Source organism: Thermogemmatispora carboxidivorans (assembly GCF_000702505.1).
In the GTDB taxonomy this organism is placed as follows: Bacteria; Chloroflexota; Ktedonobacteria; order Ktedonobacterales; family Ktedonobacteraceae; genus Thermogemmatispora; species Thermogemmatispora carboxidivorans.
In genome coordinates this window covers 634,929-651,543 of the sequence record NZ_JNIM01000001.1, presented here as the reverse complement: position 1 = coordinate 651,543, position 16,615 = coordinate 634,929, and the positions used below count along the sequence as shown (strand labels likewise).

9 protein-coding genes are annotated in these 16,615 nt (G+C 60.4%); 7 read left to right on the top strand and 2 right to left on the bottom strand.

What is annotated here, in order from left to right; translation table 11 throughout:
• Window positions 1-692: 692 nt before the first annotated feature.
• The 7 genes from N688_RS02505 to N688_RS02475 all read left to right on the top strand — a co-directional run bounded on the left by N688_RS02505 (window position 693) and on the right by N688_RS02475 (window position 9,305).
• On the top strand, window positions 693-1,469 hold the full coding sequence (locus N688_RS02505; RefSeq protein WP_156025256.1) for a hypothetical protein: 777 nt from the start codon (window positions 693-695) through the stop codon (window positions 1,467-1,469).
• A gap of 414 nt (window positions 1,470-1,883) precedes the next feature.
• Window positions 1,884-2,138: a hypothetical protein gene (locus N688_RS02500; protein WP_052887809.1), complete on the top strand. Its 255-nt coding sequence runs from the start codon at window positions 1,884-1,886 to the stop codon at window positions 2,136-2,138.
• A gap of 194 nt (window positions 2,139-2,332) precedes the next feature.
• Complete coding sequence (locus N688_RS02495; RefSeq protein WP_052887808.1) at window positions 2,333-3,727, top strand: FHA domain-containing protein; 1,395 nt, start codon at window positions 2,333-2,335, stop codon at window positions 3,725-3,727.
• Between the two features lie 40 nt (window positions 3,728-3,767).
• Window positions 3,768-5,342 carry a phytoene desaturase family protein gene (locus N688_RS02490; RefSeq protein WP_052887807.1) on the top strand — a complete coding sequence of 525 codons (1,575 nt, stop codon included), beginning with the start codon at window positions 3,768-3,770 and terminating at the stop codon, window positions 5,340-5,342.
• Window positions 5,339-6,706 carry a UDP-N-acetylglucosamine 1-carboxyvinyltransferase gene (murA, locus tag N688_RS02485; RefSeq protein ID WP_052887806.1) on the top strand — a complete coding sequence of 456 codons (1,368 nt, stop codon included), beginning with the start codon at window positions 5,339-5,341 and terminating at the stop codon, window positions 6,704-6,706. Before N688_RS02490 ends, murA begins: the two co-directional genes overlap by 4 nt.
• Before the next feature lie 231 nt (window positions 6,707-6,937).
• Window positions 6,938-7,558: a TetR/AcrR family transcriptional regulator gene (locus N688_RS02480; protein WP_081838433.1), complete on the top strand. Its 621-nt coding sequence runs from the start codon at window positions 6,938-6,940 to the stop codon at window positions 7,556-7,558.
• Window positions 7,559-7,655: 97 nt separating this feature from the next.
• Entirely contained in the window at window positions 7,656-9,305 is a 1,650-nt protein-coding gene (locus tag N688_RS02475; protein WP_052887804.1) for an MDR family MFS transporter, read from the top strand.
• A gap of 87 nt (window positions 9,306-9,392) precedes the next feature.
• Here the strand turns inward: N688_RS02475 and gltB are convergent, their stop codons facing one another.
• Entirely contained in the window at window positions 9,393-13,964 is a 4,572-nt protein-coding gene (gltB, locus tag N688_RS02470; protein ID WP_052887803.1) for a glutamate synthase large subunit, read from the bottom strand.
• A 449-nt stretch (window positions 13,965-14,413) separates the two neighbouring features.
• Entirely contained in the window at window positions 14,414-16,567 is a 2,154-nt protein-coding gene (locus tag N688_RS02465) for an ammonium transporter (protein WP_238321059.1), read from the bottom strand.
• Window positions 16,568-16,615 lie beyond the last annotated feature (48 nt).

The window sequence follows — 16,615 nt, the reverse complement described above, 5'->3', positions numbered from 1 at the left end:
TGCCAGGTCACGGGCCTGGATTCTCAGAACAACTCGGTAGCTAGAGGGGTGCCCAGCCCTACGCTGGTAGTACAAGGGTTGGATGAGTAGGACAAAAAACACCCGGATGAACGTATTCCTGAATAGCAGAGGGTAATGGTAGCACTAAACCAAAAGGCTGTAAAGCCCTCTTTTGGTACCAGATGAGAAGCAGACCATAGGAATTCCTTTACCAGTAATATATACTGGGTTCAAAGCGCGCAGGGTGCTCTTGCGAGCGCGGAAAAAAGTACTGTTGTCACTGGGAGGCGAGAGCCGACAGGCGAGAGAGGAGGCTACATTGGTCCGTCCTCTCCCGCGCCATCTTGCTCGCCCAGCCGCTGCCAGAGCCGGGGGATGGCAGCCTTCTTCCCCTCACCCACACGTCGCTGAGACCCCCTGCTCTTATCTGGCAACTCATCTGCTCCGCTCTTTGCACACGGCCTGGATGGCCTGACTGGCTCGCACGATAGAGCAGCAAAACGGAGGCGAGCGACCCTGACTCTCTTCCTCTTGAGGGAGGGGGAGAGCAAGCAGGACAGAGCACAAGGCTCTTTCTCAGGCTCTGCTCGTTGCCGCGCTGCAATCCCTTGAGAGAGGATAGAAAGGAGGAGCAGCCACCCCACACCTTGCCCCTGGCTCGCAGGTCACCAGGGAGAGGAGTAGGCTGCTCAATGATGTCCATGAAAGCATTACTGCGCTCGGTACAGGTTTCCCATTCGCCACAGCATCGACATGGCTGGCTTCTACTCCTGACTCTGGTGATCTTAACGGGATCGCTGACTGCTGCCTGCTCTGGTTTGCTGGGTGGCAATCCGAATCAGTCTGCAAACGCGACACCTACTGCAGCTACTGTCGCACTGAATCAGCTTCACTGGTGTGGCAAGCCCTCAATGCTGTTCCGCGACGAGGGGGCCACCGTCTCACCCGCAGTCTCCACTGCTACCGCGACGACCACTCCCACCGTTACCGCGACGACCACTCCCACCGCCACGCCTGCCAGCAGCGGCCCGCGGACCCTGACCGATTGGCAGCAGGTTCAGGCTTTGCTCGGCTTCACTATCTATTTACCATCACGCTTGCCAGCTCGCACCTGTCTGGTGAGCGCCCTCGGCACGGTCCACGATCCTATTTTTGGGGGCAACTTTTCTATCTCTTATCTCCTCCCCGATGGGAGCGCTATTAGCCTTTCAGAGGCACCACATCGTAATCAGAAGTCTGTCTTCCAGTGCACAGCCTCGTTAGCGACCCCCACGGCAACGGCCCGCCCCCAGGCCAAGGCCAGCCCAACCGCTCGCGTCAGTCCAACGCCAACCCGTACGCCGAGCCAGATCTGTTCCGGGGTGCGCGGCGAGACCAGCATCGTGTTTTCGGCGCCCGGCGACGAGAAGACGCTGAAACAGTTTTTCGATACGCTGCAACCTAATGTAGCCTGGGTGCCTCTCTCTTGAGATCTATCGATTGCTGCCAGAGTGAGCGCCGGGGCAGCGCCAGGAGGAGGAGAAAGAGAAGAAGAAGAAGAAGAGGTAAGTCAGTGGCGGTAGAACAGCGTTTGCTGAGTTCCTGATAAGAGTACGAGCACAGAAGCAACCATCAAGGGGATCTCTGACTCCGCTGGGCGAAGCAAGCAGGTCCCAGGGATGGCACAGTTTCAAGCACGTCCTCTCAGGAGATAGGAAAGGAAAGGAGTCAGGAAGATGCAAAGAGCAGGCACTTGCTCTTACTGCGGCCAGCCTTACAACCTGCAGACGCGCTTTTGTACCAATTGTGGTGCCCAGCTGTTCCCTTCAGTAGGAATAGGCAACAGCCAGGGGAACAGGTCCCCTGTCTGGGGAGATCCGTCAGTCGCTCCGCCAGTCCAGCCTATGCCGGATTCAGCTCTCCAGCTGGCAAATGCCTTGCCGGGCCGACAGCCCCTCAAGCAAGTGGGGCTGATTCTGCTCGTCATTATTGGGGGCACCCTGGCCGCTGTGGTAGCTTTGGGCCTGCTGGCCTGGTTCATTCCAGGGCTGCGCGGCCTCTTCTGGTGCTTCGTCGGCCTGATTGCTCTGGCGCTTTTCTTGACCTACCTCTTTGTGCGCCATCTCATCCACGAGGTGTTCAGGCGCCTGTTCTGGTAACACAGCTGCCCGGTGAATGAGTGGCACTGCAGGCGAGCGCTGGCTCTCCCACTCTCGCTTGTGTACCCGCTCGACGCCTGGTGACCACTTCTGGTATAATGGCAGCAGTTTTGCGAGTGCGCTAAATACTCCTGTGAGGTATACGAGGAGCACAAAAGCAAAGCCTACGTGCTAGCAAAGGGAGGAGATCTATTATGGACAAGTGCCCCCGTTGTGGTGCAGAAACGCGGCCCGGCGATCGCTTCTGCTTGAGTTGTGGTCAGCCGCTGCCTACCTCCGCTCCCGCCTATGAGCCGGCCCAGACCCCGCTCTCCGGGGGCGACGCAACTCTGCCAGCTCAGGACGAGTGGGGAGCTGCGGCCCCTGGTCCACAGCTGCCACCTTCGTCCGGCAGCAGCTGGCCCAATGCCACCATTCCCGCTTCTCCATCTGCATCTACACCAACGGAGCTGTCACCCTCTCCCGTTCAGCCAGCCTCCAGCCAAGAAGCGGCAGTTGCCACAGCGGAGCCAAAAATTAAAAACCCCGCCCGCTTTATCCTGAAATCAGAGAGCGGTGAGGTGATCCAGGAATATACCCTTGATAAAGAGGAAATTACGATTGGACGCGCGCCAACCAGCGATATTCTCCTCTCCAAGGATAAGCTCACCTCACGCCGCCATGCAACTGTACGCTACGAAAATGGCCAGTATATCCTGCGCGACGAGCGGAGCGCTAACGGCACATTCGTCAATGGGCAACAGCTTGAAGAACTGGCCCCTTATACGCTGAAGGATGGCGACCACATCGGTATCGGTGAGCATGAGTTGATCTTCCAGGCCACCGCTGGCGGCGTCGATGAGCTGCCAACTATTAGCATTCAGCCGAGCGAGATGACCTATCGGACACGCGAGGATAGCAGCCTGACGGCCAGCTCCATTGACCAGTTTGCGACACACACAGAGAGCGAGCTCCCTCCTTCGGTAGTGGCCGGCAGCGGATCAATCTCGCCCACTCCGCTGGTCACCCCCAGCAGCGAGAGCGGTTCCAGCAGCAGCGCTCCTGTCGCTGAGCCGGTCGCCGCCAGCCCAGTGCGCGAGTCAGAGCCGGTGGCTTCCGCTTCCGCCGCTGTAGAGGTCGCTCAGCCCCTCGCTTCTAGCACCGCCGATGGCGTGACCTTCAATCGTCTGACCAGCCTGCCTCTGCCAGCTTTGCCGGATATGTCTTCCCTCATGGCAGCTCTGGCCACACTCGATGGACAGGTCTCGGCCCTCCAAGAACAGCTGAATGCAACCCAGGAGGCCCTGCGCAACCATGAGGCCGAAATCGCCCAGACGGCTAATCAGTTGCGCGCCGGCGTCCGCCGCGTGGCTGAACGCATGGATCAAACGATCGCCGACGTGGCCCGCAGCCGCGAAGCCCTGGCCTGGTCTGAGCTGATCCAGCTGATGGAAGATGTTACGAATAACCCACGCGATATCGAGTATGTGACTCGCCTTGCTCGCAAAGCTCGCGAGCTGAATAAGGTCTTCCAGATCCACCAGAGTGTACTCAATACCCTTGCTGAGTGCAATACCCTACTAAGGGCGCTGATCGGGGAAGAGCGCTAACAGTTGCCAATTCTAGTAAACAGGGTCCTTTCTTAGAAAAATGCAGGAAGCTCACTACGATGCTCTCGTCATCGGCGCTGGCCTGGGGGGGTTGCTCAGCGCCGCTCAACTGCTGCAGCGCGGCAAGCGGGTGGCTCTGCTAGAGCGACTTGATCACTGCGGTGGACGCTTTAGCGCCAAAACCTTTAAAGGTGTGCAGGTCAGCACCGGGGCTGTGCACATGGTACCCTTCGGCAGCAGCGGAGTGCTGGCCCACACCTTGCGGCGCCTGCAGATTCCTCACCGTCTTCTGGACGCTGATGTCTTCGGCTCCTTCCATGTGCACGGGCGCCAGGTGCGCGCTCGCGGCCTCCTCGGCGTCTATCGCTTTCTGGGCCCGCGCCAGTTCTTCTGGTTTCTACGCCTGGGCTACCTGATGTTTTTCCGCCCGCTGCCCGCCAGCGAGAGCGCTTTACCGTTCAGCGCCTGGCTGACGCGCCATATCAAGGTCGAGCGCAACCGCGAGCTGGTGGCCTTCTTCGAGCGCATCGCTCGCTTCGCCCTCAGCCTGGAGCTGGCTCAGGTCTCAACGGCTGAGGTCATTGCCACAACTAAGAATATGTTTCGCTATGGTGCGCCCGGAATCGTCGAGGGCGGCTGCGGAGCGCTGGCAGCCGAACTAGAGCGCCGTTTGCGCGAGCGGGGAGCCACTGTGTTGCTGAGCCATGAGGTGCAGCAGATTCTCCACGCCGATGGGCGAGTGACAGGCGTGCGCGCCCGCGACAAGGCCAGCGGTGACGAGCTACTGCTCTACGCGCCCCTGGTAGTCAGCGATATCGGTCCGCGCGCGACCACCGCTCTGATCGAAAATCGCCAGGTGCGTCAGGCCGAGCTGCTCAAGCAGCAGCAACAGGCGGCCCAGAGCACCGCGAGTGCTGCCGAGCAGGATCAGGCCTACCGCGAAGCAGTGGGCCTGAAGGTCCATGTGCTCAGCGATGTTTCTTTGATCCCACACCGAGGGATCATGTATTGTCTCGACACGCAGCGCATCGCTGGCATTGTCCAGCCAACGAACTGCGACCCCCGCCTGGCTCCCCCCGGCAAGCATTTGCTCATCACGCATCAGGTGCTCCAGAGCGAGAATATCGAGGAGGAGAAAGCGCTGGCCATCGCCGATCTGCGCCACCTCTTCGGGGAAACCTTTGAACGACACTGCCGTATTCTGACGATGAGCGTCTATCGAGGCGAGTGGCCGGTCAATCGCCTGGCCCAGGGGAGAGATCTCTCGCCGGTCACACCTTTACAGGGCCTCTTTCTGGTGGGCGATGCCGTCAAGCCCAGCGGCTATCTGATGGTCGAGGGAGTAGCACAGAGCGTCAATTACGTGCTCGACCTTCTCGATGCTATCGAGCGCGGCGAGGCCGCTGGTCCTCTGGGCAGCCCTCACCTGCCAGCCACGACAGCCGCAGACGGCGAACGCCAGCACTGGCCAGGCTGGTTACCATTTGGACGAGGACGGGAACGAGCGCGCTCGGGTCATGTGGTACGCCCTCCTTCCCGCCTCAATGCCCTGCGCTGGTTATGGACGGCCCCGGGCAATGCTCGTAAGCAGGTAAGGAGACCTCTCTATCCATGACGGACATCGCAAAGGCTGCTCCCTATTATCTGATCCGCGGCGGAACTCCCCTCCACGGCGAGGTCACGGTCAGCGGCGCCAAGAATGCTGTCACCAAGATGACCATCGCTTCGCTGTTGAGCGAGGAACCCTGCACGCTGCGCAATGTGCCTCTCATCGGCGATCTCTATCTGACTCTCAGTCTCTGCCAGGATATGGGTTCAGAGGTGAGGCTCAATGAACAAGAGCATATGCTCACGATCCGAACCCCGGCGATCCACTCAACTTCAGTCTCCGCGACCATTGGCGGCCTGAATCGGATGGCGATCCTGACGGTCGGTCCTCTGCTGCATCGCTGCGGCGAGGCCGATATCCCTCTCCCCGGCGGCGACCGGATCGGGGCCCGCCCGATCGATTTCCATCTCAATGGCCTGCAGCAGATGGGCGCAACCATCGTGGAGCTGGGCGGACGCTACTATATGAGCGCTCCTCACGGCCTCCACGGGGCCACGATCCACTTGCCTTTTCCCAGCGTGATGGCCACCGAGAACTTTTTGATTACGGCTTCGCTGGCCCGCGGCGTGACGATCATTGAGAACGCTGCCCTCGAACCGGAGATCATCGATCTGATCAAGTTCTTGCAGAAAATGGGCGCGATTATCGAGCAGAAGGTGGACCGCCGGATCGTTATCGAAGGGGTCCAGCGCCTACGCGGCGCCCGCCATACGCTCTTGAGCGATCGCAATGAGGCCGTGTCACTGGCCATCGCTGCCTATCTGACGAAAGGCGATATTTATCTGCGCGGGGCCCAGCAGGATACGCTGCTGACTTTCTTGAATACGCTGTCGAAGATGGGCCTGCGCTTTGAGGTGGAGGATGAGGGCATTCGCTTTATTGGGGATGACCGCCCTCTGCCTCCCATCGCTCTGGAGACGGATGTCCACCCAGGCTTTATGACAGATTGGCAACAGCCCTTTACTATTCTGCTGACCCAGGCCGACGGGATTTCAGTGGTGCATGAGACGATCTATGAGGACCGCTTTGGCTATACCCACGCCCTTAAAACAATGGGAGCCCATATCGGCCTCTATACCAAGTGCCTGGGAGAAGTGCCTTGCCGCTTCCGCGAAAAGCAGTATTTGCATAGTTGCGTGGTTCGCGGCCCCACACCCCTGAGCGCCGCCCGCCTGGATATCCCCGATATCCGCGCCGGCTGCTCTTATATTCTGGCCGCCCTCTGCGCCGAAGGAACCTCTGAGGTGCATGGCGTGGAGCATATCGAACGTGGCTATGAGCGTCTGGATGAGAAGCTGCGCGTCCTCGGGGCCCAACTTGAGGTGATCCACCCCTCAGCAGAAGATGACTCGCTGGACGCTCTCGCTTAGCTTCCGCCTGTCCCTCTCTGACTCTCTCTTTCGCTCCTGCCTCCTTGCCTCGGCCACCACCCTGACCGGCTCCCACCTCCTTCTCTCCCTGCCCTCTTGACGGAGGTCAGCAAGGAGGCTATACTTTCCAATGTGTTCAATGAATGATTAATCATTCAATAATCCAGCGGCGAGCTCGTGCTGGGCCGAGTTGAGATCAGGGCTACTACGAGCACAGTACACGAGCACAGTATGACTACCTGGCAGGATCAGCCAATGCCACGCAGCGAGCAAGCCAATCAACAGATACGCGATGAACGCCGTCGCCAGATCCTCAATGTGGCCGCGGAGATCTTCGCGCGCAAAGGGCTGGCGGAGGCCCGCATCAGCGATATCGCCGCAGCCAGCGGGATCAGTCAGGGTCTGATCTATCGCTACTTTGCCAGTAAGGAAGAGCTTTTGAGAGCAGTGATCGCCAACGCTCTGGATCAGGTCTTGACTGGCCTGCAGGAGCTACGCGAGCAGCCAGGCACACCCTGGGAGAAGCTCTATCGTCTGACAGCCTACATGTGGGAAGGCATGCGTCGCCGACCGGCCTATGTCCATGTCGTCCTGCACACGCTGATCAGTGAGGCTGTACCTGAAGAGATCAGAGCGCTGGCACGACGCTACGTCCGTGAGTCGTACACTTTCTTTCGCGAGCTGATCGTTGAGGGCCAGCAGGCCGGCCAGGTGGTCCTGGCAGACCCCGAAGAGCTGACGCTGCTCTACGGGTCGCTGCTTCAGGGCCTGGCAACGGGCGCCTGGTTCATGGATGACTACAGCGAGGTCCAGCCTTCCATCGAGCGGATGCTGCGTATCCTGAAGCCCTGAGCATCGTTATCAGGTCGGCAGATCTCGCCGGTGTCTTGGCAACACCTAAAATCGTATGTCCTGATGTCCTGATGTAAGTAGAGAAAGGCTTACCACTATGCAGCCTGAACTGGAGCAGCCGCTACCGCCATCCCCGGCGCAGCAGGAGGATCTTGTAGTCTACAGCCGTCGTCAAACGCTCGCCACCATCGGCGGTATTCTGCTGATTCTCTTCCTGGCCACGCTGGATCAGACTATTGTAGCCACCGCGCTGCCGCACATTGCCGCCGATCTTCAAGGTTTCACCGATCTCGCCTGGGTTGGTATCGCCTACCTGCTGACGTCAACGGTCACCATTCCCATCTACGGGAAGCTTTCCGATCTATTGGGGCGTAAGCTCATCTTTCTCTTTAGCATTGGAGTGTTTCTGATCGGTTCGGCCTTCAGCGGGCTGGCGCGGTCAATGGCGCAGTTGATTGTCTTCCGCGCCCTTCAAGGCATTGGTGCCGGCGGTCTTCAGCCCATTGCCTCCGCAGCGATCGGCGACCTCTTTCCGCCACGCGAGCGTGGGAAATGGATGGGCCTGACTGGGAGCATCTACGCGCTGGCCGCCATCGTGGGGCCGCTGGCCGGCGGCTGGCTGACTGACCACTTTTCCTGGCGCTGGATCTTCTATGTCAATCTACCCATCGGCTGCCTGGCCCTGATCATGCTCCTCTGGCTGATGCCTCCGCTGCGACCACGGGTAGAGCGGGTCTTTATCGACTATGGCGGTGCCCTGCTCGTGGGACTGGGCACGGCGCCACTGCTGCTCGCCTTCTCCTGGGCCGGCAACCAGTACGCCTGGCTCTCGCCGCAGATCCTCGCCCTATTGGCAGGAGCTGCCCTTTTCCTGACCGTCCTTGTGCTCTACGCCGCTTCTCTGGAGCGCCGCGGGCTGGAACCGATCTTTGAGCCAGGCCTTTTTCGCCGCAGCCCGCGCGTTTTCGGCATCGCCTCGCTGGTAACGATCAGCCTCAATATTGCCCTCATGGGCAGCGCCTACTACCTCCCGCTCTTCATCCAGGGTGTCATTGGCAGCTCGGCGACTAACAGCGGCCTGGTGGTTATCCCGCTGGCGCTGGCCGCCATCGTCGGCGCGGTGACCACCGGGCTATCGCTCTCCCTGACAGGCCGCTACAAATGGCAGGCGGTCGCCGGGGCCGCGCTCGCCCTGCTGGGCGCACTGCTGCTGCTACGCTTGAACATGGGTTCACAGTGGGTGGATGCTCTGATGGCCATGCTGGTGCTGGGGCTTGGTATGGGAGCGGGTCAGGCCGTCTATACGACGGCTGTGCAGAATGCGCTGCCGGATAAGCTCGGCCAGGCGACGGCGGCACTGGCTTTCTTCCGCCAGCTCGGAGGGACCATCAGTCTGGCTGTTCTGGGAGGCATCGTCACCTCCAGCTACGTCCCGGCTTTTCACGCCGCTCTGCCGGCGGCGCTGCGCACAGCCCTGCCTGAGCGCCTCATCAGCATCTTCGATGATCCGCTGGTCTTGCTCGCGCCCGGTAACACCCTGCTGCGGATTCGCGCTGCCTTCGCCGCCTACGGACCACAGGGCCTGCGCGCCTACGCAGCCCTGCTCACTGCCGTGAAAAGTGGGCTGGCGCAGAGCCTGCATCAGGCTTTCGTCGCCAGTGCCCTCATCAGCCTCTTGACTCTGCTCGCCTCATGCTGCCTGAAAGAGCAGGTGCTGAGTCGCCAGCATCGCCGCAGCGGGCCATAGTCGCCGTGGCGGTTCGGTTGTGGTCAGCAGGACAGGATCGAGCATCAGCAGTAAAAGGGCCACCGAGAGCGGTGGCCCTTCACGCTGCTAGCTTCCTACGGCGTCGCGTTTCTCCTCGGGATAGGCTCCCAGGAAATCGCGCGCCGTCTGTACACGCTCGCGCGGCGCCACACGCCAGAAGAAGCGCTGCATATGGTCCCACTCAGCCAGGATCTGGGCCGCGCGCCAGCTATGGGTCTTCTTGCGATGGAGCACGATCAGCTTGCGCAGCGCCTCCGCCTCATCAGGGTCGCTGATGCGCTGCAGCTCGACCAGTTCGGTATTGCAACGCGGCGGGAAGACGCCCTCGGTATCAAGGACATAGGCCACACCGGCGGACATACCGGCGCCAAAGTTGATGCCCGTGCTGCCAAGCACCACGACCATGCCGCCAGTCATGTACTCACAGGCATGGGCTCCCACACCCTCCACCACAGCCAGGGCCCCGCTGTTACGCACGGCAAAGCGCTCGCCCGCGCAGCCAGCGGCGAAGAGCTGGCCGCCAGTGGCTCCATAGAGAACCGCATTGCCCATAATGATATTCTTATGGGCAGGATAGCGCGCCGCCGGCGGCGGCATGATCACAATCTGGCCGCCGGTCATGCCCTTGCCCACATAGTCGTTGGCCTCGCCGTTGAGGATCAGGCGCATGCCAGGCACGCAGAAGGCGCCGAAGCTCTGTCCCGCCGAGCCGTGGAAGGTGCAGGTGACGCTCACGCCCGGCAGCCCCTGATTGCCATAGCGCCGCGCGATCTCTCCCGCCAGACTGGCCCCGACCGTGCGATCGGCGTTCTGGATGCTATGCTGCGTAAAGACGCTGCGCTCTCCATTCAGCGCCTGCTCGGCCTCGCTGAGGATCTGGGCCGCCACCTGCGAGCCCGGCGGCGGTGGCGCTGGAGCCACAAAGCTGCCCGTCGGCGTCGCCAGGACAGGCGCCAGTTCGATGCGCACCTCTTCGGGACATTGCAGCAAATCGGCCCGCCCGATGATCTCGTCGAGGCGCCGCACGCCTAGCTGAGCCAGGATTTCACGCACCTCCTGGGCCAGCAAGGTCAGATAATTGACGACCATCTCCGGTCGGCCTGTGTATTTTGCGCGCAGATCCTCACGTTGGGTAGCTATGCCTGCCGGACAGGTGTTCAGATGACATTGACGCGCCATGTCGCAGCCAAGCGAGACCATGATGGCAGTGCCAAACCCAAATTCATCGGCCCCCAGCATGGCCGCGATGACTACGTCGCGCCCCGTCTTGAGGCCGCCGTCAACGCGCACCCGCACACGGTTGCGCAGGCCGTTGCGTACCAGGGTCTGCTGTGTCTCGGCCAGGCCCAGCTCCCAGGGGATACCAGCATGCTTGATCGACTGGAACGGCGAGGCTCCGGTGCCGCCATCGTGGCCAGCAATATGGATATAGTTGGCATGGGCCTTGGCCACGCCGGCTGCAATGGTTCCTACACCCTTGCTCGACACGAGCTTGACGCCAATGCGCGCCCGCGGGTTGACCTGACGCAGATCGTAGATCAGCTGAGCCAGATCCTCGATGCTATAGATATCGTGATGGGGCGGTGGCGAGATCAAGGGCACGCCCGGTGCCGTATGACGCAGGCGTGCGATGAAGGGCGTGACCTTGTTAGGCGGAAGCTGGCCGCCCTCACCCGGCTTCGAACCCTGGGCCATCTTGATCTCCAGCTCCTCGGCGCGCACCAGATACTCGGTGGTTACACCGAAGCGCGCCGAAGCCACCTGCTTGATCTTGCTGCTGACCGGGTGGCCCTCCAATAGCTCGTAGTACCAATCGGGATCTTCTCCACCCTCACCCGTGTTGTTGCGCCCACCAATGCTGTTCATGGCAGCGGCAATGGTACGATGGGCCTCGGGACTGAGTGCCCCCAGCGACATCGCCGAGACCACGAAGCGGGTCCGAATCGCCTCGACCGGCTCAACTTCTTCAATGGGAATGGGTTGGCGTGGCACGAAGCTGAGCAAATCCCGGATGTTGGTGGGCGGACGGCCATAGATCAGCTCAGTAAAGCGGCGATAGTCTTCGGGATCGCCACTCTGAGCCACTTTTTGCAGAGCACGCACCACTAGCGGGTTGAAGGCGTGATACTCAGCATCGCGGCGATAGCGATAGTAGCCGGCCTCGGGTAGCTTGCGCCGCTGATGAGCCGCGCCGGCACCGGCAGCCGCACGCGAAGCCATCACAGGCTGCTCAGCCGGTTGGGCCAGCTTCTGATGGTGTTCGATCAGCTGGCGCCCAATCTGTTCCAGTCCAATCCTCCCCGGATGAGCCGGCGAGCCAGCAAAGCAACGCTCGACCAGGGCAGGCTCCAGGGCCACAATCTCGAACTGGCCCCCCCCAATGATATTGCGCACAGTCGAGATGCCCATGCGCGCCATGACCTTGCGCAAGCCCTCCTCCACTCCGTGGAAGTAGCGCTCAACAGCCTCTTCGGGCGTGACCGACTCCAGATGGCGCTCACCGGCCAGCGCGCGCACCGTCGCCAGCGCCACCGCAGGCATAATAGCCTCCGCTCCATAGCCGAGCAGCAAGGCGATCTGATGAATATCCCAGGCCGCGCCGGTCTCACAAATCAACGACACGGAGGTACGCAGACCCCGGCGGATCAGCTCCTGATGGACCGCTCCGACGGCGAGCAGCATCGGAACAGGGGCATGCTCCAGATCTGTGCCCAGATCGCTTAGAATCAAAAGATCGATGCCTTCCTGAACAGCTGCTACCGCCTCGCGCTCCAAACGCGCCAGAGCAACCTCCAGTCCTGTCGGTCCCTCAGCCAGGGCGAAAGTGGCCTCCAGCGTGCGCGCCCGAAATCCTTGCTCCTCCAGATGACGGAGCGTCTCCAGCTGGGCTTCAGTCAGCAGCGGTGTCTCCAGGTGGATGAGATGAGCATGGCGTGGGGACTCACTGAGCAGGCTTTCTCGCCGTCCCAAATAGCAGTCCAGTGACATGACCACCTGCTCACGCAAAGGATCGATGGGAGGATTGGTGACCTGGGCAAAACGCTGATGGAAGTAGTCGGCCAGGGAACGGGAACGCAGCGAGAGGGAGGCAAGCGGGGTATCATCGCCCATGCTCCAGATCGGCTCTTTGGCATTCTGGACCATCGCACGCAGAATCAGCTCAACATCCTCATTCGTCACACCAAAGAGCAGCTGACGCAGGAACAGGGCTTCGGCATCTGGCTCTTGCTGATTACCTCCATTGCTACACAGCTCCGAGGCCACCACCTGCGGCAGGCGCGTCAAGCGTACCAGATTGGCGTCAAGCCACTGCTCGTACGGCTGGCGCTGAGCCAGCAGCGCCTTGATATCCTCGTCACGCAGCACAGCATGGCGTTCCAGGTCCACAGCGATCATCTGTCCCGGTCCCAGACGCCCTTTCTCAACCACCTCATGCGGCTCACAAGAGATCACCCCAACCTCAGAGGCTAGAATCAGCAGCCCGTTCGAGGTCAGCGTATAGCGAGCCGGGCGCAGGCCGTTACGGTCGAGGGCCGCGCCAACAAAGCGCCCATCACTGAAGACCAAAGCCGCCGGTCCATCCCAGGGTTCCATCTGGCCTGCATGGTACTCGCACCAGGCCCGCCACGCAGTATCCAGCTCGGGCATTTGCTCCCATGCCGGTGGGACCAACATTTGCATGCTATGCAGCAGATCACGGCCCGAACAAGTCAAGAACTCTAGCACGTTGTCAAGCTGAGCCGAATCGCTGCCCCCTTCTTGAATCACCGGCAGCAGATCGGCCAGTTTCTCCCCCCAGCGAGCGGCAGTCAGAGCTTTCTCGCGCGCCCGCATCCAGTTACGGTTACCGAGCAGGGTATTGATCTCGCCGTTGTGGGCCAGCATGCGGAAAGGCTGGGCCAGCGGCCAAGACGGGAAGGTGTTGGTGCTGTAACGCTGGTGAAAGATAGCAAAAGCGCTGGTATAGAGAGGATTGGCCAGGTCGAGGTAGAAACGCGCCAGCGTATCAGGCGCCATGAGGCCCTTGTAGACCAGGGTGTGGCGAGAGAGCGACGCCACATAGGCATTGGCAAGGCCAGCCTCTAGCCAGCGACGCTCGATCAGGCGGCGCGCATTATAGAGGGAGGCGTCGAACGCTTCAGGGGTAAGCTTGTCTGGACATGCAAGCAAAACCTGCGAAATTGTTGGCAGGGTTGCGCGCGCCTGAGAGCCAAGGACGCTCTCATCGAGCGGCGGCTGGCGCCAGAGCAACAGCGGGATCTCCAACTCAGCCAGTGTCTGCTCAATGATCTGGCGGCTTGTCTCAAGCTCCTCGGGAGAGCGTGTACGGGGGGGGAGGAAAAGCATACCCACAGCCAGAGCGTGAGCCTCGGGCGGCGTGATCCCCTGGGCCGCCAGTTCTGCGCGGAACAGCTCCGTCGGTAACTGGGTCAGCACACCAGCACCATCACCGGTCTCGGCATCGGCGTCTTGGGCTCCCCTGTGGGTCAGGCGAGCCAGCGCCTCCAGGGCCATCTCTACCAGCGCATGACTGCGCTCTCCGGAAATCTGTACAATAAAGCCTGTACCGCAGGCATCATGTTCCCACCGGGCATCGTAGAGCGGATATGCAGGATCAGCAGAAGCATGGTGCTGCATAGATTGCCCTCCTGTAAAACAGACAGCATAGAAGACCAGGAGGCACCAGCGTTGGAGCCACACTGTGTCGGCGACCAAAACAGCGCTCGCCGAGGTCATCGGGATAGACAGGATAGCAGGGCGCACAGATGCGCACACATGAGCGGCATTGGTCGGGGGAGAGCGGCGGGGCTCGCGGACACCTGGTCACGGTCCATACAGCCGAACAACCAGCGTTCGCTGTTCAAAAAGTGTAACATACGAACATGGCTTTTGGCAAGGGGAAACCCGTGAAGCAGGCATGGGCCAGAGGCCGTGAGCACTGTAACAGGTGCTCACGGCCTCCAAGCTCTGTCCAGCGAGTGTCAGTACAGAAGGGTGGAATGGGAACGCCGTTGTTCCCATCTACGGTCTGTCTCAGGAGTTCAGGAGGCCAGGAATAACTATCTGCAGGGAGGAGAGGGATCGACTCAATCCTTGCTAGCAGCCCCACCAGCCACAGCCACACTACCGTCGCCCTGGGCGACGACACGGTACGGCTCAGCATCAGGGGCATAGCCCAGTGACCCCATCTCAGGGATATCCAGACCCGCCAGCTCTGTCTCAGGCGAGACGCGCAGCCCAAAGAGCTTGTCATAGGCCTTGAAGAAGAGCCAGGAAATTCCGAAGACGTAGACGAAGCAGGCAACCGCGCCGATCAGCTGAGCAACCAGCTGACTTGGGTCACCGAAGAAGAGACCTCGCACCTGAAGGCCACCATAGTTGGCCAGGCCATCGGCAAAGAGACCGACCGAGATCTGCCCCCACAGGCCATTGAAACCATGAACCGCAATGGCCCCGACGGGATCGTCAACCTTCAGGACTTTTTCCACAAAGCCAGCAGCCAGAATGACGATGATGCCCGCCACTGCTCCGATGATACAAGCCGAAACAGGACTCACATAGCCACTGGGAGCAGTAATCGCCACCAGTCCGGCAAGGAGACCATTGCCCATCATGCCAATATCCGGCTTCTTCGCCCCCGTGAGCCAGGTGAAAAGCATGGCAGCGACCGAGCCGAAGGCGCCAGCAAGCATGGTATCCACAGCGATCAGACCGATGCGCAGATTGCCATTCCCAGAAGCACCTAGCGTGCTGCCAGGGTTGAAACCAAACCAGCCGAAGGCCAGGATAAAGCAGCCGAGCAGGGCGAGAACCATGTTATGGCCGGGAATGGTATTAGGGCTACCATCGCGATTGTACTTGCCCAGGCGCGGACCCAGCACCATGGCGCCAGCCAGAGCACACCAGCCACCGACAGCGTGGACCACACCGCTGCCGGCAAAGTCAATATAACCCGCTCCCAGGCCAATCTTGCCAAGCTGCGAGAGCCAGCCACCACCCCAGGCCCAGTTTCCATAGATCGGATAGACCAGAGTCGAAACGAAGAAACCATAGACGCAGAAGGCACTCCACTTCCAGCGCTCGGCCATCGCCCCCGTCGGAATGGTAGCAGTCGTGTCCATGAAGACCATCTGGAAGAGGAACATCACGGCCACCCCGACGTCATAGGTGCCATCGTTGAGGAAAAAGCCCTTATAGCCAACGATACCCCAGTTGATGCCACCGATGGGAATGGTCAGCTCGTTGGTCAGGCTGGAGAGGCCGCCCAGGTTCGGTACCCCGACAAGGCCAATTCCACCAAACTGGAAGGCAAAACCAACCACAAAGTAACCGATCATACCAATGCCATAGATCATAAAGTTCATGGCCATCGTATGACCGGCATTTTTTGCGCGGCACAGCCCCGTCTCTACCAGCGCGAAACCAGCCTGCATGAACATCACGAGATAGCCCGTGACCAACGTCCAGACGAAGTTGATAGCCAGGCGGTTCTGGTCAACATACAGGGCCAGATTATAGGCAAATGGCTCGCTCGTCTTGGCCTTGTTCACATCGTCCTGAGAGATCGATGGCTGCGTACCAGTCGCAGTGACCGAGGTCAGGTGCTGCTGATCACTGCTGTTCAGACCATTGGGATCAGGACCAGCGCCACAGGCACTGAGCAAGACCAGCGAAAGGACCAGCAAGCCAGCAAAGATAAGGAGGGTCCTCAGTGCGGGGAAATACCTCTGAAGCGCCCGCACACGAAGCCGGAAACGCTCCGACCTCCCAGCTTCGCTCAGCTCACGGATCTGGAGAAAACGACTCAGATAGGGGAGAAGCTCACGCTGATGCTTCGGCGAAAGGGCCAGGCGCAGCCTGCCAGCCCCCTGGCGCGGGATAAGGGTCAGCTTCCAACCACGAAGCGTCGCATACTCAAACTCCTCCCAAGGCCGGAAAAAGACATTGTTACAGGCAATTCCACGATCGGTTAACCGATAGTGCACCGGCAGATTGACAATAGCAAGCGCCATAAGGATAAGAACAAGTTCAAGGGTGGTAGGGAACCACCCCCCGATGGCACTGAGCAGCAAGACTGCTCCCAGGGCATACATGTCCGCGCGATGCCAGAGCAGCCGCTCCCTAAAGGAAAGTCTGACACGGGCCACGGTCCGCCCAGCTGCCTCAACTCCAAAGGGAAGGCCAATACGTAGGAACATGATGACGAATAGACAACCGATTAACAACCAGACAGCGAGCATGGAACCATCCTTTCTCTCCAAGAGGTTCTAAATGACCACCACTTGCCC

What these genes read in the sequence shown, in the direction of transcription:
- N688_RS02505 (WP_156025256.1), top strand. Translation starts at nt 693, where the DNA reads ATGATGTCCATGAAAGCATTACTGCGCTCGGTACAGGTTTCCCATTCG.
- N688_RS02500 (WP_052887809.1), top strand. Translation starts at nt 1,884, where the DNA reads ATGCCGGATTCAGCTCTCCAGCTGGCAAATGCCTTGCCGGGCCGACAG.
- N688_RS02495 (WP_052887808.1), top strand. Translation starts at nt 2,333, where the DNA reads ATGGACAAGTGCCCCCGTTGTGGTGCAGAAACGCGGCCCGGCGATCGC.
- N688_RS02490 (WP_052887807.1), top strand. Translation starts at nt 3,768, where the DNA reads ATGCAGGAAGCTCACTACGATGCTCTCGTCATCGGCGCTGGCCTGGGG.
- murA (WP_052887806.1), top strand. Translation starts at nt 5,339, where the DNA reads ATGACGGACATCGCAAAGGCTGCTCCCTATTATCTGATCCGCGGCGGA.
- N688_RS02480 (WP_081838433.1), top strand. Translation starts at nt 6,938, where the DNA reads ATGACTACCTGGCAGGATCAGCCAATGCCACGCAGCGAGCAAGCCAAT.
- N688_RS02475 (WP_052887804.1), top strand. Translation starts at nt 7,656, where the DNA reads ATGCAGCCTGAACTGGAGCAGCCGCTACCGCCATCCCCGGCGCAGCAG.
- gltB (WP_052887803.1), bottom strand. Translation starts at nt 13,964, where the DNA reads ATGCAGCACCATGCTTCTGCTGATCCTGCATATCCGCTCTACGATGCC.
- N688_RS02465 (WP_238321059.1), bottom strand. Translation starts at nt 16,567, where the DNA reads ATGCTCGCTGTCTGGTTGTTAATCGGTTGTCTATTCGTCATCATGTTC.